This is a genomic window from Desulfosporosinus hippei DSM 8344, from assembly GCF_900100785.1.
Taxonomy (GTDB): Bacteria; Bacillota; Desulfitobacteriia; order Desulfitobacteriales; family Desulfitobacteriaceae; genus Desulfosporosinus; species Desulfosporosinus hippei.
Genome location: NZ_FNCP01000004.1, coordinates 22,183 through 42,763, shown reverse-complemented (window position 1 = coordinate 42,763; position 20,581 = coordinate 22,183). Strand labels below are relative to the sequence as shown.

Genomic DNA, 20,581 nt, shown 5'->3' with positions numbered 1-20,581 from the left:
GAAGAACCGTTGGGCAAACGGGAATAGCTTGGTAATAATATCGACATAAGTCGGTACGTCCCAAGAAGCCCCCACCTCTTAGGTGGTGGGAGTATGTCACACAAATGGATTCAGGTCTGCTTTAGGTGGGTTGAACAAGAACATTAAAATGAGCATCATTTTGATCACTCTAAATTCCTGAATTTCAGGCATTATGTCAATAAGCGAAATTCCTCCAACTGATATTTTGCCTCACAACATATTTTTCAAATTAGGTGACAATACTACAAAGAAAAATATGTTGCGAGGTATGTTATGGATAATAAGCTATCAAAAGATGCATATGGTGGCGTAGCTGGAAAAGACTATGTACCTTTTATTTCCGGCGGTTCTAAAAAATCTGGTGGAAACGGCGTAGTATTAACAATCGGCATTGTTTTGGCGGCTTTGTTTGCAGCTTCTACTGCCTATTCAGGGATGAAATCGGGTCTTACAGTTGCAGCCGGTATTCCAGGTTCGATAATAGGCTCCGCACTTATAGCTGCCTTTGCCAAACAAAAGGGTATTCTTGGGAAGAACCTAATTCAAGGGATGTCAAGTGGCGGGGAATCAATTGCCAGTGGGATGATATTCGTTTTACCGGCCATTATTTTAATCGGTTCAAAAGCTTCTTTTTTAGAAGGTTTTGTAGTTGGTGTAGGCGGCGTCTTATTCGGTATAGCCATAGCTTCCCTAGTTCATAATTACTTAATCGTTGAAGAACACGGTGAATTAATGTACCCTGAGTCAATGGCTATATCTGAAACACTTGTAGCTTCAGAAAGCGCAGGAGAATCTCTTAAGTACATGGGAATAGGGTTCGGAATAAGTGGGGTCATAATTATTATAACGGGATCATTTTTGAATTTAGTTAATAACGTTATAAGCTATGTCAACGAATCCTTTTACAAGTGGAGATTTCAAGTTGAAGTAAATCCCTTATTACTAGGCATAGGATTCATAGTTGGCATGGAAGTTTCTTTAACTATGTTTGCTGGTTCGATTTTATCGAACTTCGGTATTTTGCCTCTAATAGGTTACTTCTCTGATCTGGCAAAAGGTGACGTAACCGTATGGAATAATCCTGGAGTTGCGATAAACGCTATGAAAGTTAGTGATATAGCCGGTAGTTATGTAAAATATATCGGCGCAGGTATGATGCTTTCCGGCGGTTTAATTGGTGCTGTAAAGTTAATACCTACTATAATATTTTCAATTAAAGAAACACTCAACGCTAAGTCATCAAACAATGATGATAGCTCATCTGTCACAAACTTAATCCTACTTTGTGGTATAATCGTAGGTCTTATTGCCGGTTTCTTGGTATCCGGCGGTAACATACTAATGGCCGTAACTGCTTCTGTTTTGTCATTATTCTTATCATTACTATTTGTCATTGTTTCAGGTCGTTTAACAGGTACTATAGGAACTTCCAACCTTCCTGTATCTGGTATGACTATAGCTTCTTTAGTTCTTGTAACATTTTTATTTGTTGTAATGAGATGGACAAATCCTGAAAGCAACAGATCTTTACTTCTCTTTGGTACATTCATCGTTACTGCTATAGCAACAGCCGGCGGTTACTGCCAATCCCAAAAAGTTGCCTTCATAATAGGCGGAGACAAAAATGAAATGCAAAAATACTTCGCCATAGCGGGTATCGTTGGCGTTGTAGTTGTAACCGGTACTATATTATTACTTTCCAATCAACTTGCCATGACCGGTGATAACGTTCCCTTTGCCCTGCCTCAAGCTAATTTAATGGCAACCTTAACGGCTGGTATAATCTCAGGAAAATTACCTTGGGTCATGATTATTTTTGGTGTTATTATGGGAATCGTTTTATTCTTTCTAAACCTGCCTATAATGACAGTTGCTATAGGATTCTACTTACCAATTTCTACAACTTCTATAATTTTAGTAGGTGCCTTAATTCGTTCCTTCGTAGAAAGAACTTCCAGATCGGAAAAGGAAAAAGAAGTTAAAGTATCTAATGGAATTAGCTTATCTTCAGGACTGGTAGCTGGTGGTTCTATAGTAGGACTTATCGGTATAATACTTCAAGTATTAGGTGTTATAAAAGGAAGTGAGCCAAGGGGCTTCGCTGCTTCTAACGGTATGGCAATTATGATATTGGTGATTCTGGTAGTAGCTACCATAATACCTATAATTACCAGTAAGGTGAAAGACGCTAAATAACAACGAAGGAAATCAAGTTTCAACTTCAAAATTTGGAAAATACGGTATGGTTTACTCATCTTAAGAAGATGAGAGCAATGCCCGAATTATAGGGTAACAATTCTAATTTAAGGGAGGATTAGTCCTATGAAGTTCTGCTGGAGCACATTAAGGGTCGCAAATCTAGAGGAATCTTTAAAGTTTTATCAGGAAATAGTGGGCTTAAAATTAGTTAATAGGTTTCCTGCCGGACCGGGGGTTGAGATAGCCTTTTTAGGAGACGGAGAAACAAAGATTGAATTGCTCTGTAACGCAGCCGATACGAAAATTAATTGTGGGACAGATATTTCTTGGGGATTTGAAGTAGAGTCTGTGGATGAATTTATGACATTCCTTAAAGAAAGAGGAATAGAAATTCAAAGCGGACCGTTTCAGCCCAATCCTCACACAAAGTTTTTCTTCATTAATGATCCCAATGGATTTAAACTTCAATTTGTAGAGAATATGTAATTTAGTAAATTCACCCCGTAATCACTGTTCATTTTTCATTTGCAGCAATTTATCTTTTTCGGAAAAGCAAAAAAGCTTCCTTGAGGGAGCTTTTTTGCTTTTTACTATATGACAATCAATAAAAGGAATCGAAGATGTCTATACCCCGTATCATTCTTAGGTATTTGACATAGAGTTGGTACCTTACTTATAATGGGGCTCTTGAATATCGTGTAATATGTAACAAGGAGAAGGGGAAATAATGAAATGCTAAATGGTTATTTTTTAATAATTCTCGCAGCCATAGGCTATGGGGCTTTACCCATATTCGTAAAATGGGGGTATAACCTGGGTTTAACCATGGATCTCATGTTATTCTCGAGATTTCTCATAGCCAGTAGCTTAATGGTTTTTATCCACTTGGTCAGTCGAAAAAAGGGCTTAAAAATATCCAAATCATGTCTTTTTCTATTAACCCTCCAAGGGTTACTGTTTTTTGGCTGTTCATATACCTACTTCCTATCCATTAAGTATATGTCAGCTACCATTACTAATATATTGCTTTATACCTATCCTCTAATGGTTGTACTTATGTCCGCCATGTTTTTTAAAGAGAAAATATCCTTGGTTAAGGGCGTAACTTTACTTATTGCCTTTTTCGGTTGCTTGCTGGTTGTAGATGTTGTAAATATATCCGGTCAAAAAATCAGCATGCCGGGCTTTTTTTATGGCGTTTTATCAGCGCTATTTTATGCGCTTTACAATATCCTTGGACAGTATCTTTCCGAAAAGGCGGATCCATTTACCGTATCCGCTTCTACAAGCATCATTTGTTTGTTGGCTACTATGGTCATTTATCCGCCGACCAATGTCTTTTCAGGTCACTCCCAGTCAGCCCTGTGGGTCGTAGGTCTTGGAACAGCAATATTATGTACCGTTATCCCTCTTTTTTCTTATCAAAAAGGGCTATCCCTTTTAGGAGCCAGCCAAGCTTCTATCTTAAGTACCATAGAACCTGCAATAACCATCGTATTAGCTGGCTTTATTCTGGGAGAAACACTGACAAGCAGCCAACTGCTCGGAGGCTTGCTTGTTATATGCGGAGTTTTGTTGCTTAAATTAGATAAATTGGAACGACCCTATCCTTTCAAACGTCATTTGAGCCATAAAGCATAATAATTGGCTACCATTTCAAATGGTAGCCAATTCAACCAACACACGTTTAGAATATGACTCCTAAGGCAATAAGAATTAAAATAGCAATCGCGATAATTCCTGCACCGACACCGACTCCGCCATACCCACAACCAGCGACTGGGGCAACGGGAGGAGGACAGCATACATTACTCATTCCGTACATAATGTTTCCACCTTTCTAACTTATATTAGAATACAATTCCTAATGCGATGAGAAGCAGAATTATTACTACAACAGCTGCAATGCCAGCTCCAAATCCTTTTCCATGATCACAACCGCAAGCGACTCCATCCATGTTACCAAATGCCATTTAACTTACCCCCTTTAACTTTGACTTAATCCATAATATGGAAATAATATCCAATTGAAATTTGTCTAAGAAAAAGTTTTTGGATTATGATGAATCTACAATCCTAAACGATGATTTAAACTTGCTATGTAAAAGTTATAACCCATGGCTGGTTACTCAAAAAAGTAAAAGCAGGAGAAATATTGGCATGATCCGGTACATGCACAACAAATATTTGTCTCTCCATAAAATAAATAAGTAAAAATATGGATATAGAGAGGTGTCTGTGATGTACCATACAACCCAACCGGGAGATTCTTTATACACTATTTCAATGCAGCATAAAACAACCCTTCAACATTTGATCGATATAAATCCTCAAATCAGCAATCCAAATATGATTCGTGTTGGCGAAAAAATTGAAGTTGGCAATCCATGGGTTCTCAATCCATGGCGGGGTAACCAATGGCAGATGGGCATGGAAGAGTATCAAAAAGGTATTGAAGATTACCGAAAGGGCCGTGCCGAGTATCGTAAGGGTCGTAAAGAACAGCTGAAATATAAAAAACGGTAAATAAAGAGGAAGACGGCGATAAAGTGGTTCCCATGTCAAGGACATTTTGAAAAAGGGGCATAATAAAATTAAAATATTTCATATACACTCCTGATAAGGTGGAGATATGACGAAAGCACTGGTTGTTGCATCCTTGTGGATTACAATTTCCAGTGCTTTTATACAAAATCATAGCTATATAGCTTATGGAAAATTTAAGAGTCAGAGCAGCTTCTTTCGTCTAACATTGTTGGTCTTGTTTACACTCTGTTTACAAACCTATATTATCGTAAATAGGTGTTTTACGAAAATGAGGTGTGGCAATGATTAAAATATTAGTGGTTGATGACGATGCTTATATTCGCAGACTGGTAAGTACCATATTGAAGGATGCCGGTTTCGAGGTTTACGAAGCTGCAGACGGCCGGGACGCACTTCTGAAACTCGACGAAAAAAGAATAGATCTTTGCGTTGCCGATATAATGATGCCTAATATGGATGGCTTAGAGTTTTGCCGGAATGCCCGCAATTATTACAAGGATATGCCGATCCTTATGTTGACAGCGAAAAGTGAAATAGGCTCAAAAATTGAAAGCTATGGAGCGGGTGCGGATGATTACCTGACAAAACCTTTTGAAGCGGAAGAATTGCTGCTGCGCAGCAGAGCCCTGCTGAAACGCTATAAAATCGCATCCCAGCAAACCATTGGGATAGGCCTTCTTACCGTGGACAACACCAGCCATACAGTTTCCGCCAACGGAGAACGCCTAAGTATTCCCCTGCGGGAATTTGAACTTCTTTTTAAGCTGGGCAGCTTCCCGGGAAAAACCTTATCCCGCAATCAGCTGATTGAGGATATCTGGGGGTTCGATTTTGACGGCAATGAACGCACTTTGGATGTTCATGTCGGACGGCTGCGGGACCGATTTCCGCCTGAAAGATTCGGTTTTCAAATTCTCACCATCCGCAGCTTGGGTTATCGTCTGGAGGTGATCTCTTGAATGAAAAGAGCTGGTTGCAAAACTTCCTTTGGCTGTGTTTTGTTGCGTGCATGCTGGCGGCGTGTTTTGTAGCAAGCTATCTGCTGATGCTGCTAATTTACCGGTTCATAGGAAGACCGCCGGAACCGTGGTCGGATATGCTCTACGGTACTATCAATTTAGTCCTGATTGTCGGAAGTATTATGGTAGTTGCTATTATACATAAAGACGATCGAACCCGCCTTGCGCGGAGAACCCTTGAAGCTTTGGAGAGAATAGCCCAGGGTAATTTTGATGTGTTTATTGAGCGGGATAAACATGGGCATTTCCTTGAAATCACTGACAGCATCAATAAGATGGCCAAAGAACTGGGCACGATGGAGCAGCTGCGGCAGGATTTTATCTCCAACATATCCCATGAGTTTCAATCGCCGCTGACATCCATCAGCGGCTATGCCGCCCTGCTGCGCAAGGACGGAGCGACGCTTAAGCAGCAGGAATATGCCGCGATCATCGAAGAGGAAAGTAAGAGATTATCCAAACTGGCGGATAATCTTTTGCGGCTGTCGGCATTGGAAGGGCCGGACAGCTCTATCACCAAAGCCCCGTTCCGGTTGGACAGACAACTCGAAAACGTTGTCTTACTCTTAGAACCGCAATGGAAAGCAAAAAATATTATTCCCGAAACATCCTTGCCAAAAATAACCGTCTCTGGAAACGAGGATCTGTTAAAGCAGGTTTGGATCAACCTCTTGGTGAATGCTTTAAAATTTACACCTGAAAATGGGGAGCTTAACGTCAGCTTAAAACAAGACGGCGAAACCGCGGTTTGTAACATTTCCGATAACGGTATCGGTATAGCGCCAGCTGAGCAAATGCATATTTTTGAGCGATTTTATAAAGTAGATAAATCCCGTGACCGCTCATTGGGTGGAAGTGGGCTGGGACTTGCCTTGGTGAAAAAGATTATTAATTTACACCAGGGTAAGGTTACTGTGGAAAGTGAGTTAGGAAAGGGAACAGTATTCCAGGTTAAATTACCCATCAACGAGTAAACAGAAATTGAGCAAAAACGGCGTAGGAACTATCCTGCAGCCGTTTTTTTATTCAATTACAAAAGTGCAACTAAGGCCGCTGCCTTTTCCGCCAAGTTTCTTAATGTTTTAAAAGCTTTTCGGAAATTGTATTTCCGTTTACGCTCCGTTTAAATTCCTATTCTATGCTGAATTCAGCAATGCGCCGATTTTTGAGGGGAGCGAGTTACGGTGCTCAAACTAGTGTTCAATTCATACAGGGAGGAGTCAAACAATGCTAACGAAGAAAAAAGTGATTATTTCTATGGCTGTTTTGGTTGTTCTGATGACAGGTGTTATGTTGTTCGGCAATCAGGAGGGAGCAGCTGAAGCAGAAAATAAGCAAGTTACTATTGAAGCTGTAAATAATAAGGTTTATGTCATGGTTCAGCAAGTGAATTTTATTGAAAAAGCAGCAGAAATTGAATTCAAGGCTTCCTTGGAAGCGTCGGAGGAAGGTATCGTAAGCAGTAAAGTCGGAGGAAAGGTTGTACAAATTCTGTTTGAAGAGGGTGAGTACATACATCAGGGAGAGCCGCTGGTTAAACTTGAGGAAAAGGAGGCCAGAAATAACCTTAGAGCAGCAGAAAGTCAACTGTCTGCCGCTCAAGCAAGTTTGACAAGTGCGGAAGTGAATTTGGAATCGGAACAGGGTAATTTTGAGAGGCTGAAAGTACTATTTGATCATAATGGAATTGCTAAGGTTGAGCTGGAAAAGGCAGAGATAGCTGTAAAGGTGGCGAAAGCAAACCTCGAGGTCCAAAAGGCTAATGTCCTTACAGCGCAGGTCAATGTAGAAAGCCTTACGGATTCTTTAGCCTATACCACTATCAGTGCACCAATCAGCGGAATGATGGATGAAAAAAGTGTGAGTCTGGGTCAGAATGTGGATTCGGGAACCATACTTGGGAAAGTTAAAAACATTTCCCCGATTAATGCAGTTATAGAAGTGAAGCAGACAAACCTGGAGGATATCAAAGTCGGGCAAAAGGCTAAAGTAACCATCGGGGAGAGGGACCCATTAGTCTATGAGGGAACGCTGAAAAGTATTAATGGGTCCGCTGACCCATCCTCACGGGTTTTTAAAGGCCAGATTCAGTTGGATAACCCAGACCAGGCCCTCAAGCCCGGAAGTTTTGCCAAGGCGGAAATAGTTAATGACCAAAAGGTTGAAATAGCTACAGTTCCCCTAGCAGCTTTAGCAGGCAATGAAGACAGTTGCTACGTTTACGTTAATGACCAAGGGATTGCCCGTAAACGTAGTGTAATCATTGGTGAAACGGAGGAAAATGTGGTAGTCATCAAATCCGGTGTGCAAAAAGGCGAGAGTGTAATTTGTACTAATGTTAACACATTGCAGGATGGAGACGTAATAGAGGTAGTTGCGGAATAGGGGGGATAAGGATGATTTTAGCTGATGTCAGTATTAAGCGACCTGTTTTTATTACGGTTATTTTCGTAGTCCTCCTGGTAGTTGGTATTCTCTCCTACGATAGGTTGACGGTCAATGATATGCCTCAGGCGGATATACCTTACGTTACAGTAACTGTTGAGCAAAGGGGAGCATCGCCGGAGCAGCTCGAAACTAAGGTGACGAAGCTTGTAGAGGAAGCAGCAGGACAGATTTCCGGAGTAAAGCATATAAGTTCAACCATCACTGAGGGAGTGTCTAATACAGTCCTGGAGTTTTCTATGGATAAATCCGCAGATGTAGCGGTTCAAGAGGTGCGGGATAAAGTCGGCTCCATACGAGGGCAGCTGCCTCAAGAGGTTGAGGAGCCGGTTATTGCTAAATTTGATATGTCTGCCGAAGCTATTTTTTCTCTGGCAGTATCCGGGACAGGAGAAACTGAAGAGTTATCTCAATTAGTCAATGATGTAGTAAAAAAGGGTCTCTATACGGTTAAAGGCGTTGGTGCAGTAAACATCCAAGGTAATACAGAACGGGAAATACATATTCTGCTGGATAAGGAAAAGCTCGCTTCCTTTGGCTTAACTACGTCAGAAGTAGTCAATAGCCTGCAAAGTGATAATCTTGAGATGCAGGGCGGTAAGGTGACGGATGCCAGCACAGAAATTTCCCTTAGTACAACCAGTAATATCAATAAAGTTGAGGATTTTAATAATATTCTGATTGCCAAACGGGCAGGATCTGAGATTAGGGTGGGTGATGTAGCAGAAGTGAGGGATGGAATGAAGGATAGGGAATCTCTCTGCTTTTATCAAGGCAAGCCGGCCATAGGGATTGATATCATCAAACAATCAGGTGCCAATACAGTGTTGGTATCAGAAAACGTTAAAGAAGAATTGACGCGGATTGCCGGACTGCTGCCTGAAGGAGTAAAGGTTGACATTGTTCGTGATAATTCCCAGGCAGTAAAGGACACGGTCAACAATGTTAATAAAACTGTCCTGGAAGGGTGTATCCTGGCAGTTGCCATTATCTTTCTCTTCTTGAATAAATGGCAAAGCACCTTGACCAGTGCAATTTCTCTGCCTATCTCCATCATTACCACGTTTATTGCCATGAAGCTCATGAATTTTTCCATTAATACCATGTCAATGATGGCCATATCACTATCCGTCGGACTTCTGATCGATGACGCAATTGTTGTCATAGAAAATATTGAGCGCCATCTGGGTATGGGTAAATCTCCCTTTCAAGCAGCCCAAGATGCTACTTCTGAAATTGGTCTGGCAGTCCTGGCCACGTCCCTGTCCGTTGTAGCTGTCTTTCTCCCCGTTGCCCTGGTTAGCGGATTTATCGGGAAAATATTTATTGAGTTTGGCTTGACAGTTGTTTTTAGTATGTTGGTTTCATTGTTCGTTTCCTTTACTCTGGTACCCATGATGTCTGCTAAACTGCTTAAGGCAGATGATAAAAAGGAGAAATGGATTATTGGTAAGTTTTTAGGGTGGTTTAACCAAAGGCTTGATAAACTTGCCGGAAATTATTCGCAATTACTTAAGGTAGTCCTCCGCCACAGGCTGAAAACCCTGGTCTTGGTTTTCGCCATGTTTGCGGGAAGTATCGCTTTAGTTCCCGGGCTGGGGTTCACCTTTCTTCCTGCCACGGACTTGGGGGAACTTACCATCGATGTGGGGCTGGACTCAGGTTTATCCCTGGAGGCGGCAGGACAAAAAGCTAAGAACCTGGAAAGTATTGCTTTGAAATATCCTGAAGTACGGAGTATGTACACTACAGTAGGAATGGATGAAGTATCAATTTACCTAAAGCTATCTGATAAAAAGGAACGCAAGGACAGTGCCAAAGACATCGCTGAGAAAATGAGAAATGACTATGAAAAAGTTCCGGGGATAGAGTTGGCCATTTATACAGCTTCAATGGGGTCGGGCACCGCTAAGGATGTCACCTTTAATATCAGGGGGAATGATTACGAGCAGATGCAAACTATTGCCCTGGCAGCAAAACAGATGTTGAAGGAAGATCCCAGTGCTCGGGATGTAAGCATTAGTTATAAGGCAGGAAAGCCTAAGTTACAGCTGGATGTGGATCGTGATCAGGCAGCAGATCTGGGAGTCAATTCGGCTGCAGTAGGAGAAACCCTAAATACACTGTTTGACGGTGTCGTCGTGAGCAAGTTTAATGGAGCAAAAGATCGCTATGATGTGAGGGTTTCCCTGGAGGATGATCAGCGTGTGGACTTAGGCAGCTTGAGCGGGATCTATGTCTCAGGATCAAATGAGCGTATGGTTGCCCTGGACCAGGTGACCCGCAAGGTTTTTGCAACCACCTCTTCCACCCTGCAAAGGTATGACAGGACTGGACAAATTGAACTCTCAGCCAATGTTACAGGGATTTCTACCGATGATTTTTCAGCTTTAAATTTGCAAAAGCTCAATCATGAACTACAGATGCCCAAGGGTATTTCTCTTGTGCTGGCTGATGATCCAATGGGAGATGGCTTTATTGAGCTGGTGATAGCCTTGGGAATGGGGATTCTCTTTATATTCCTGGTTATGGCAGCCCAGTTTGAGAGCTATATTGACCCGGTAGCGATTATGTTTGCTCTGCCTTTGGCTATTATCGGAGCAATACTTGGACTGTTTATTGCCGGCAGTCAGCTAAGCGTCATGTCTTTGATCGGGGTCATTTTGTTGATGGGCCTGGTTGCCAAGAATGCCATTTTGCTTGTTGACTATGCCAGACAGAGGAGAAGCGAAGGAGTGGAGATTAATAATGCCTTGGTGGAAGCTGGGCTGGTAAGGCTGCGTCCCATCGTGATGACCTCTTTGGCTATGATTTTCGGCATGCTGCCTTCAGCATTTGCGCAAGCAACCGGCTCGGAGATGTATGCGCCAATGGCTCATGCAGTTATCGGGGGATTAATTACTTCAACGATTCTTACATTGTTTGTAGTACCGGTTATTTACACCTTGTTGGATGATTGCAAAAAAATGTTCAGAAGGGAATCCTCGGTAATCAGTCTCAAAGGATAGGTTGACATACCATACTCCTATTGACAATAAATGAATGATCATTTAATATAGGAATATATCGAGGTGATTGCATGAGAAAAAAGGATGACGAAAAAGAAAGAAGTATTAAAGAAGCAGTAATCAAGTTGATCCTTCAAGAGGGCTTTCATGGTGCATCTGTCTCAAAGATCGCCAAGATCGCAGGGGTTTCACCGGCAACAGTGTATGTTTACTATGAAAATAAAGAAAACATGCTGCAGGATATCTATCAGGAATACTCGGAAGAAATATATGGCTATTTAATCGATCGGGTAGGTCAGGGGGCTCGAGGGCGGCAACAGATTGAGCTGATCATCCGGGGTTATTATGACTATATTCTGGAGCACAAAGAAATCTTCAGCTTTGTTGAGCAGTTTTCCAATTGTCCGGCCTTAGCCAATAGCTGTAACGGGAAAAAGGGGATTTGTCATCTCCATAAACTAATTGGGGAGATGAAGCAGAACAAAATCCTTAAACCCTACAGTGAAGATAATTTGCTGGTAGTCATTCTTTATCCGGTCAAGGCGATCGCCCTTGACATCCATAAAAGTTTAGAGGAAAAAGAGGTTTTGCTTCAGGAGCTGACAAAAATAATCCTGAGCGCAATATTATTATAGAGTTCTGGTAAGCGGGATGATTTTGTGAGATCGATTGAGAGCGAATAACAAAAGAATCTCGCAAAATTTTACGATTTAATAAATGAACATTCATTTAAGAAGTGAGAGAGGATAAAAGAAGATGAGTAAAATCGATAACACGCAAAAGAGAGCCATTGTTTTCCCCGTATCCCATACGGTTTTATTGCCGAAGGTGGAAACCATCATTCAGCTGAAAACCCTGGATGATATCCAAAGAAATTTTTTGGAGAACGATGAAATCGCGAAGATCGCATTGCCATTGAAGCAGAATTTCGGTCAAAAGTCCCTTGAGGAAGACGATTTTTACCGGATTGGCGTAACCTTCGCGGTCAATCGAATTGAGGAGTCTGAAAAAGCTTTGCACGTAGCGGTCAGTATAAAAGACAGAATTGTAATTCGGGAACTTCAATTGGAAAATGGTCAGATCTATGCTCAATACGAGCTTGAACCGGATCAGACGGACTTAACCGAGCAAGGTCGGGAGGAAATGCTGGATTACCTAAAAAAAGTTGTCTATGAAGTGAGTGAAAAATTCCAAGGGGGAGAGAGATACAACAAAGTGGTGGAACCCTTTGCCGACTTGAATCTGCTCATTGGGTATTTGAGTCAGTTTCTGCCCATCTCTAACGAAGACAAATATGAACTCTTAAAAATAGATTCCCTGAAGGAACGGGGTTTGCGCTTCATGGATCATCTGCTGAAGCAAAAGGAAGCCATTGAATTGCAGATCCAGATGTCCGAGAAATTATCTGAGCGAGCCAACCGGTTCTACCGAGAATCCGCGCTCAGAGAGCAGCTGAAAGTCATTCAGGAGGAATTGAATGAAGGGAAAAAAGGCAAAGGCGGGAAAAAAGAGAAGGATTATCTAAGCAAAATCGAAGATGCTCAGATGCCGCCCGATATCAGGGATGCCGCCCTTGAAGAATTAGATAAGCTGGAGTCACTGGGGCCCCAAAGCTCCGAATATAGCGTGATCCGCAATTACCTGGAGCTTCTGGTACAGCTGCCCTGGGCAAAGGCTGAAGTTAAGCCGGTTAATCTTGGAGCGGCAAGGCGGATTCTGGATGAACAGCATTATGGACTGGAGAAGGTTAAGGACAGGATTATCCAGCATTTGGCAGTGATGCAGCTGAAAAACGGCAAAAAAGGCTCCATCATCTTGTTGGTCGGGCCTCCGGGTACCGGAAAGACCAGTCTGGGCAAAAGCATTGCTGAGGCGCTGGAGCGGAAGTATATCCGTTTGAGCTTAGGAGGAATCAGGGATGAAGCCGAAATCCGGGGACACCGCAGGACCTATGTAGGTGCCTTGCCGGGGCGGATTATCCAAAGCATCCGTAAGGCAGGCACCAACAATTCCGTCATGGTTCTCGATGAAGTTGATAAACTAATGACCGGCGGTTTCAGCGGCGATCCGGCCAGCGCCTTGCTGGAGGTGCTTGATCCGGAGCAAAACAACAGCTTTACCGATCATTATCTGGATCTGCCCTATGATTTGTCCGATGTGTTCTTTATTGCCACGGCCAATTCAACCGAAACCATACCGGGGCCGCTATTGGACAGAATGGAAGTCATTCAGGTTTCCAGCTATACCATTGAGGAAAAATTCCATATCGGCAAAAATCATCTGTTCCCGGCTATCCTGGAAGAACACGGACTGACCACGGAACAATTGCTGTTGGACGATGATGTGCTGCAAAAAATAATCAGTGAATATACCTTGGAAGCCGGGGTCAGGGGGCTGAAAAAGCAACTGTCTGCCCTGGCCAGAGTAACTTCGGAAAAAATTGTCTCACACAAGGTCGATTTGCCTTACCGGATTAAGGCCGAGGAATTGGAGGAACTGTTGGGCAGGCAGGTGGCGCGGCATGACCGGGTTCAGCAGGATAATCCTCCCGGCGTGGTCACGGGGTTGGCCTGGACTCCCGTCGGTGGTGAAATCCTTTTTATCGAGGCCACCGATATGCCCGGAAGCGGAGAGGTTATCCTCACCGGCAAGCTGGGCGATGTGATGAAAGAATCGGCCAGAATTTCTCTGAGCCTGTTAAAATCGCGCTTGCCTCTTAATACAGTTCCTTTTAAGGAACGGGATCTGCATATTCATGTCCCTTCCGGAGCGGTACCCAAAGACGGTCCTTCCGCAGGAATCGCCTTATTCACCGCCCTAGCTTCCCTGATCACAGGCAAGAAGGTGGATTCTCAAATCGCCATGACTGGAGAAATTACCCTGAGAGGGGCCGTCCTGCCGATCGGCGGGCTGAAGGAAAAACTGCTGGGAGCCCAAAGGGCCGGCACCAGCAAAGTGTTGATTCCCAAGGACAATGTAGTGGATCTGAAGGATGTACCCGAAGACGTAAAAAAACAACTTACGGTGATACCCGTAGAAACCGTGGAAGATGTGCTCCGAGAAACCCTGGGGATTTCCCTGCCAAGAATAGAGCGTTTGCTTCAGCAGAAGGAAGGGCCGGGTTTTTTAGAGATATAAAGTATCCAGCTCACAAAACGCGAGGCGTGGGTTGTTGTCTTCCTCCCGAGAATTAAATAGAAAATGAAAACTTGGAAAGCGCCCTATCTTGGGAACTATAAGCATTGGTATGCTCCCCTTGAAAAATATACTGAACCTATCGATCCGTTCATGAAGTTAGCAGGAAGATATTCTTCCTGCTGTTTTTCTCCATTATTATAACAACTTTTACATTAGCTTGATTTAGAATATGACCCCTAAGGCAAGAAGAATTAAAATAGCAATCGCGATAATTCCTGCACCGACTCCTGCGCCGACTCCGCCATACCCATAACCAGCGACTGGGGCAACCTGAGGAGGACAGCATACATTACTCATTCCGTACATAATGTTTCCACCTTTCTAACTTAAAATTAGAACACAATTCCCAATGCGATGAGAAGAAGAATTATTATTACAATAGCAGCAATGCCAGCTCCAAATCCTTTTCCATGATCACAACCGCAAGCGGCTCCATCCATGTTACCAAATGCCATTTAACTTACCCCCTTTAATCTTGATCTAATCCATAATATGGAAATTATTGCAATTTGAAATTTGTCTAAGTGAAATTTTTTTTGGATCATCTCTGAAATCCTAAACGAAGATTTAAACTTCCTCTGCATAATATCCAGAAATATCAGGAAATGATTAGACACAGCCTATCTTTACGATCTGACAACGGGAATTCCCGAACCATATGACAGTGTTTCTTTGAACTTGGAAGCATCCGAATAATTAAACAGGCATACCTTCTTACTTATGGGAAGGTATGCCTGTTTAATTTAATAGAGGAATTTAGCATTTATTGTAGAATCTTAGTATATCTTCTGGAATATCGAGAGCAGTGTTATTAAACAGTGTGTTCAGTATGAATGCTTATTATGAGGTGAACTATGGCCTTTTCTCCTTTAAGTCCCGATTCAGAACAGATTCTAATAGAGAAAGCTAGATCTGCAGGATTAAAAGCAGTTTGCAAAATTCTTCCCTTTGCTCAGCTTACAACGTTGATCTGTAATTTCGGAATTTTATTGATCTTCCCCAATGTTCAGATTAGGTTATCCATGTATCTCTGCGTTGGCCTGATTACTATTACTGCTTTTTTTTGGAGTGTATCAGCCATACTCGATTACTGCAATGATAAACTACTCGGAAAAATGTGTATTGTAAAGCATATGGTTCTGACAGGACTCTCAGCTGGTTTTTGTGGGCTTTTGGCATTTATAATTTATCCTTATGCTGAAGGACTGCAGTTAGTCTTCTTGGGATCATATATCGTTGGTTTTATTACATCGGGGGCCTTTATTCTGGCGACAGCCCCGTACCTGTCAATGATTTGGGTTGGTGTCCTGGGGAGTATAATAACAGCTACTTTAGCAGGAGAACACAATTTCTTGTTCCTGGTTTTCACAGTGCTTTTGTTGATTTTTTATGGGCTGATATTATTATCTGCTAACTCCATTTCTCGCTTGTTCCAGAAACAATTTGTTTCCGAAGCCAAAATGAAAGAAAAAGAAGAAGCGCTTAAATGTGCGTTACATGCTGCAGAAGAAGCTACAGCGGCTAAATCACAGTTTCTTGCCAATATGAGCCACGAAATCCGAACACCCATGAATGGGATTATCGGTTATATAGATATTCTCTCCGCCATGCCATTGGAAAAAGAACAAGCCAGTTATCTGGCAGAAGTCAAGACTTCAACGGACGCTCTGCTTTTAGTGATTAATGATATATTAGATTACTCGAAAATTGAAGCGGGTCAGATGATGGCTGAAAGTATATCCTTTAATCTTCATAAACTAGTGGAAGAAACTGTTTCGCTATTCTCACCTAAAGCACATGGAAAAGGTATTGAGATACTCTCCTATATATCGGCTGAAGTCCCTGTTGGAGTTCGTGGGGACCTGGGCAGATTGAGGCAGGTTTTAAATAATTTGATAGGTAACGCTGTCAAGTTCACAGATCAAGGGGAAGTGGCGGTTAGAGTAAGGTTAATGAAAGAGAATATAGAAAAAGTAATTATACTACTTGAAATACAAGACACAGGTATCGGAATATCAAAGGAGGCCAAGCAGAGGTTATTTCAAACATTTATGCAGGCAGATGCTTCTACAACACGAAAGTATGAAGGAACTGGTCTTGGGCTGGCTATCTCAAAAAAAATATTAGAACTTATGGGTGGCACTATTGAAGTTATCAGCGAACCGGAGAAAGGCAGCTCCTTCAGCATAACTTTAGAACTAGAAAAAATGCAACTGGAAGAGGAGGAACCGAGACTTAGATATGATAACTTGAGCAATCTTAGAGTTATGATTGTTGAAGACAATGATAGTAATCGAATGATCATCTGTGAATATCTGCTTGAGACAGGTTGTGAGATTATAAGTGCAAAGGATGGAATAGAGGGAATTGAAATCCTTCAAGGATTAGCGATAGAAAGTTTGCCTCAGATTATACTTGTGGATTACACGATGCCTAGGATGAATGGGCACGAATTTGGGCAACATTTGTTGACAGAGGAACGGTTCAAGGATATTAGATTTATTCTGATCACCTCCGCAGCTCAGAAAGGAGACTGGAAGCTGGCTCAGGGTATAAGATTTGCCGGCTATCTTTCTAAACCTGTCCGACGAAAGGAATTACTTGAGGTTGTTTCGGAGGTTTTTGTTTTAGGAGTATCAGAGATCAAAGGAAATTTAACTACAAGACAAACAGCCCCAAAGAAACATCCTGATTTGAGTAATGGATACATCCTACTGGTAGAAGACATGGTTCCAAATCAGAGGTTAGAACTAATAATGCTGGAAAAATTAGGATATTTAGTAGACTTAGCCATAAATGGACAACAGGCAGTAGAGTTATGCAATGCCAAAAAATTCAATCTGATATTAATGGATTGTCAAATGCCAGTCATGGACGGCTATGAAGCGACTGAACAGATTAAGAAAATGGACTCATTAAATAAGAATACGCCAGTTATTGCGATGACGGCTCATGCAATGAAGGGTGATCGAGAAAAATGCCTTGCTGCAGGCATGGATGACTATATTAGCAAACCGATCTCGATGGTAGTCCTCGAGGCAACACTTGCGAAATATATGGTTAAATAATGATAAAACGTAATCCAGTCATTCTATCCTTTCAAGCGGTCATTTGAGCCAAGCATATGTTTTTCTGCGGTGCACCAGGCATGGTGAATAACTAGACGGTGAAGTCCGTTATGGGGGGATGTTACGATATGGTATCAAAGTGAACGGTTCGCCATCTGCAAAATCTGCAAATCTAGGGAACTTTAAGCATCGTTAACAGCGGTGCTTTTTTATGTATTATCAATTTTGACTTATAGTTGTTCACAAAAAAAAGTTAGATACAAATAGTTAATAACATATTGTAATTAAGTAAAAGTTGATATATAATTAGCTCAAGAAAATTCGAAAGGATTATGACCAATGAAACATGATTTTAGCACACACCATCGAATGAGTGTAGCAACAGACGTAGTGGTACTGACAACGGATAATAAGCCCCTCAGTAATAACCGGAAAGTAGCAGAAAAAGGGCTGCAGCTACTCCTGGTTAAAAGAGATGAAGAACCCTACAACGGATGCTGGGCCTTACCGGCAGGCTTTGTAAATTATGATGAGCCCTTGCTGGAATGTGCCAAAAGGAAACTTCGGGAAAAGGTTGGCCTCGACGATATTTATCTGGAGCAGTTATACTCCTACGGAGATGATGTAAACCGGGACATCAGGGGCAGGGTTATTAGTATAGGTTACATTGCCCTGGCGCCCAAAGAGAAAATCCTGCTCAATTCAGAACGGGCCGGCAAGGAAGCGGAATGGTTCTGGATAGAATCAGCAACCTCCGAATGGGAGCCGGATAGGCTAAGTTTCATTGCGGTAAAGGACCCAAGTGTTCGGATTACAAGCCTGGCTTTCGACCACAGGATGATTATTGCTGATGCTCTTAACCGGATCAAAAATAAAATCATGTATACCGATGTAGGGTTTCACCTGGTCAATGAACTCTTCACAGTTAAGGAGCTGCAGACAGTTTATGAACTGCTCCTCGGCCGTGAAGTCCAGGCCTTTAGAAGGGTATTAAACGATAAAATCATTGAGACAGACCAATGGACAGATGGGAAAGCCCACCGACCGGCCCGGCTGTTCAAGCAAAGATAGTATCAATTAAGGGAGGAAGGAGGTGACACCATGGTTGATATCAATAATCCCCAGGGGATCTTGGCAGCAGTAAAATGCGGGGACCTCTACTCCAACCACCCCCTTAAAGCCAAGGAAGAGTATCGGTTACTTGTACAGAAGTACCATCCGGACCGCAACAAAGAGACTATGGCTGAAGATGTTTTTCTAAAGATCAGAGATCTGTATGCCCAGGCCGAAATATTGTTTGAGTCCGGACAATGGGAAGAAAGCAATGTTATCGAATTTAAAACCAAAGAAGACAAGTTCAAAAGGTTGAAATTCATCAAAGAGTTCCCCTTTGAGCTGGGCCAGCAATACGTGGCATCCTCTGTGGTGGTTTATGTACTTGAGGCAGAGCACAAGAGATATTTTGAGAACGCCATTAAGCGGGTGAGTTCCCTAAGATATGAAAACCAAGCCATGGAAGATGAGTTCGAACGGTATTTCCCGAAATTCATCGATAAGTTCGAGACAGCCGAAGGGAAATGGGTTTTGGTCATAAAAAAGACCAAGGACTTGGTTAGATTGCATGATTTGCTCGATTATTATCTAGGAAGGATTGAGCCAAGGCATGTAGCCTGGATGCTAAGCCGGTTAGGCAATATCTGCTGTTACCTGGATTACAATGGCCTAGTTCATAATGGAATTAGTTTGGAAAATTGCTTTGTATCACCTGAAAACCACGCAATCGCCTTATTCGGCGGCTGGTGGTACTGCGTCGGGCAGGGGGAAAAGATGCTCGGTACCCAGAAACAGATTTACGATGTGATGGGGCCCTTAACTAAAACAAACAAAACAGGCAGTATTACAACGGATCTGGAATCCATAAAACTCATCGGCAGAGTATTGCTAAATAAGGCACAAGTGCCGGATAGTTATCAAGCTTGGTTGGAGAAGGGGGCTGCAGACTCGGCAAGAAAAGAGTTCCTGCGTTGGAACAAGGTTTTGCGAAACTCCTATGGAGTTAGGAAGTTTATGAGAATGGAAGTGGGAGAGAAGGAAGTCTACAGCCTTTAATGACTGCTTAGTTATTTTAAGAGAACAATTGATTACTAAGGAGGAATGGTTTATGGGACATGGTGGTTGGAAACCAGCAGACTGGGCTAGGTACTCAGCTAAAAACGTGGCAGGACAATCCACAAGTGCAATTTATGCTTCCAGAATGATGACCTCAGAGTTCGATCCTAAGCAGGTTGCTTTCAGAGAAAGCCGGGACAGCAGCGAACATCCCAACAGCACGCCGATTATTATCGGACTTGATGTAACAGGCTCGATGAGTCGTCTTCTTCAGGTGGTTGCTGAGAAACTGGGTGTTCTTGTTCAGGAAATCCTGGACAGAAATCCTGTAACGGACCCGCAAATTATGTTTAATGCCATCGGAGATGCTCCTGCCGGTGATAGTGCACCTTTCCAAGTCACGCAATTCGAATCGGATATTCGCATTGCCGAACAGCTGACGAAGCTTTACTTTGAACAAGGCGGCGGGGGCAATGGATTTGAAAGTTACCCCCTGGCCTGGTACTTTGCCGCTCGCCATACAAAAATCGATTCCTTCGACAAGCAGGGAAGAAAAGGATTTTTATTTACCATCGGAGATGACGGTTACCCGGAAAAACTTACCCAACGGGAGATTCAAAGGGTCTTTGGCGATATTATTGAGGCCGGCATTCCCGTCGCAGAAATGCTGGCCGAGGTGAACCGGAAATACGAAGTCTTCCATCTGTGCCTGGCTCAGGGTGGGTCCCACCGGGACAGCGACCTGGAAAAATGGCGGGATTTACTTGGGGAAAGAGCCATTAGAGTATCGGATTACCAGCGCATTCCTGAAATTATCGTCTCAATTCTGGAAGCTATGAGGGGCAGACCCATTGACTCGGTTGTGAATTCCTGGGATGGCACAACGGCTTTAATTGTTAAAGAAGCTTTAAAGGGTTTAACCGGAATCACAAAATCCAAGGGACTCATCGAATTTTAGAGGACGGGG

General features: G+C 42.6%; 18 protein-coding genes. 14 read left to right on the top strand and 4 right to left on the bottom strand.

Going from position 1 to position 20,581, the window contains the following annotated elements; genetic code table 11:
* The first annotated feature begins 294 nt into the window (after window positions 1-294).
* The 3 genes from BLS16_RS04770 to BLS16_RS04760 all read left to right on the top strand — a co-directional run bounded on the left by BLS16_RS04770 (window position 295) and on the right by BLS16_RS04760 (window position 3,861).
* Entirely contained in the window at window positions 295-2,217 is a 1,923-nt protein-coding gene (locus tag BLS16_RS04770; RefSeq protein ID WP_092330615.1) for an OPT/YSL family transporter, read from the top strand.
* Between the two features lie 126 nt (window positions 2,218-2,343).
* The gene (locus BLS16_RS04765) at window positions 2,344-2,706 is read left to right on the top strand and encodes a VOC family protein (protein ID WP_092330612.1); all 363 of its coding nucleotides are present in this window, start codon (window positions 2,344-2,346) and stop codon (window positions 2,704-2,706) included.
* A 246-nt stretch (window positions 2,707-2,952) separates the two neighbouring features.
* Window positions 2,953-3,861 carry a DMT family transporter gene (locus BLS16_RS04760; protein WP_092330610.1) on the top strand — a complete coding sequence of 303 codons (909 nt, stop codon included), beginning with the start codon at window positions 2,953-2,955 and terminating at the stop codon, window positions 3,859-3,861.
* A 46-nt stretch (window positions 3,862-3,907) separates the two neighbouring features.
* On the opposite strand, the gene BLS16_RS23435 is transcribed toward BLS16_RS04760, so the two are convergent.
* Window positions 3,908-4,045, bottom strand: a complete 138-nt coding sequence (locus tag BLS16_RS23435) for a hypothetical protein (protein WP_176786072.1) — start codon at window positions 4,043-4,045, stop codon at window positions 3,908-3,910.
* A 25-nt stretch (window positions 4,046-4,070) separates the two neighbouring features.
* Window positions 4,071-4,193, bottom strand: a complete 123-nt coding sequence (locus BLS16_RS24530; protein WP_282433721.1) for a hypothetical protein — start codon at window positions 4,191-4,193, stop codon at window positions 4,071-4,073.
* A gap of 268 nt (window positions 4,194-4,461) precedes the next feature.
* On the opposite strand from BLS16_RS24530, the gene BLS16_RS04755 reads away from it, so the two are divergent.
* The 7 genes from BLS16_RS04755 (at window position 4,462) to lon (ending at window position 14,377) form a co-directional block, all read left to right on the top strand.
* A complete protein-coding gene (locus BLS16_RS04755) occupies window positions 4,462-4,746 on the top strand; it encodes a LysM peptidoglycan-binding domain-containing protein (RefSeq protein WP_092330607.1) in 285 nt (94 codons plus the stop codon).
* Window positions 4,747-5,048: 302 nt separating this feature from the next.
* Entirely contained in the window at window positions 5,049-5,726 is a 678-nt protein-coding gene (locus BLS16_RS04750; RefSeq protein WP_092330604.1) for a response regulator transcription factor, read from the top strand.
* Window positions 5,723-6,760 carry a sensor histidine kinase gene (locus BLS16_RS04745; RefSeq protein ID WP_176786071.1) on the top strand — a complete coding sequence of 346 codons (1,038 nt, stop codon included), beginning with the start codon at window positions 5,723-5,725 and terminating at the stop codon, window positions 6,758-6,760. Before BLS16_RS04750 ends, BLS16_RS04745 begins: the two co-directional genes overlap by 4 nt.
* A gap of 253 nt (window positions 6,761-7,013) precedes the next feature.
* A complete protein-coding gene (locus tag BLS16_RS04740) occupies window positions 7,014-8,171 on the top strand; it encodes an efflux RND transporter periplasmic adaptor subunit (RefSeq protein WP_092330602.1) in 1,158 nt (385 codons plus the stop codon).
* A gap of 11 nt (window positions 8,172-8,182) precedes the next feature.
* Window positions 8,183-11,239, top strand: a complete 3,057-nt coding sequence (locus BLS16_RS04735; RefSeq protein ID WP_092330599.1) for an efflux RND transporter permease subunit — start codon at window positions 8,183-8,185, stop codon at window positions 11,237-11,239.
* 71 nt (window positions 11,240-11,310) lie between these two features.
* A complete protein-coding gene (locus BLS16_RS04730; RefSeq protein WP_092330596.1) occupies window positions 11,311-11,874 on the top strand; it encodes a TetR/AcrR family transcriptional regulator in 564 nt (187 codons plus the stop codon).
* 121 nt (window positions 11,875-11,995) lie between these two features.
* Window positions 11,996-14,377, top strand: coding sequence for an endopeptidase La (gene lon, locus BLS16_RS04725; RefSeq protein WP_092330594.1), 2,382 nt, complete (start codon window positions 11,996-11,998; stop codon window positions 14,375-14,377).
* A 222-nt stretch (window positions 14,378-14,599) separates the two neighbouring features.
* On the opposite strand, the gene BLS16_RS23430 is transcribed toward lon, so the two are convergent.
* Both BLS16_RS23430 and BLS16_RS24525 read right to left on the bottom strand, forming a co-directional pair.
* The gene (locus tag BLS16_RS23430; protein ID WP_165574420.1) at window positions 14,600-14,743 is read right to left on the bottom strand and encodes a hypothetical protein; all 144 of its coding nucleotides are present in this window, start codon (window positions 14,741-14,743) and stop codon (window positions 14,600-14,602) included.
* Window positions 14,744-14,769: 26 nt separating this feature from the next.
* A complete protein-coding gene (locus BLS16_RS24525) occupies window positions 14,770-14,892 on the bottom strand; it encodes a hypothetical protein (RefSeq protein ID WP_282433720.1) in 123 nt (40 codons plus the stop codon).
* A 399-nt stretch (window positions 14,893-15,291) separates the two neighbouring features.
* Here BLS16_RS24525 and BLS16_RS04720 point away from each other — a divergent pair, with 399 nt between their 5' ends.
* The 4 genes from BLS16_RS04720 to BLS16_RS04705 all read left to right on the top strand — a co-directional run bounded on the left by BLS16_RS04720 (window position 15,292) and on the right by BLS16_RS04705 (window position 20,572).
* Complete coding sequence (locus tag BLS16_RS04720) at window positions 15,292-17,505, top strand: response regulator (RefSeq protein ID WP_092330591.1); 2,214 nt, start codon at window positions 15,292-15,294, stop codon at window positions 17,503-17,505.
* 339 nt (window positions 17,506-17,844) lie between these two features.
* Window positions 17,845-18,576, top strand: coding sequence for an NUDIX hydrolase (locus BLS16_RS04715; protein WP_092330589.1), 732 nt, complete (start codon window positions 17,845-17,847; stop codon window positions 18,574-18,576).
* A gap of 30 nt (window positions 18,577-18,606) precedes the next feature.
* On the top strand, window positions 18,607-19,614 hold the full coding sequence (locus tag BLS16_RS04710; RefSeq protein ID WP_092330586.1) for a hypothetical protein: 1,008 nt from the start codon (window positions 18,607-18,609) through the stop codon (window positions 19,612-19,614).
* 52 nt (window positions 19,615-19,666) lie between these two features.
* The gene (locus BLS16_RS04705; protein ID WP_092330584.1) at window positions 19,667-20,572 is read left to right on the top strand and encodes a hypothetical protein; all 906 of its coding nucleotides are present in this window, start codon (window positions 19,667-19,669) and stop codon (window positions 20,570-20,572) included.
* Window positions 20,573-20,581: the final 9 nt, after the last annotated feature.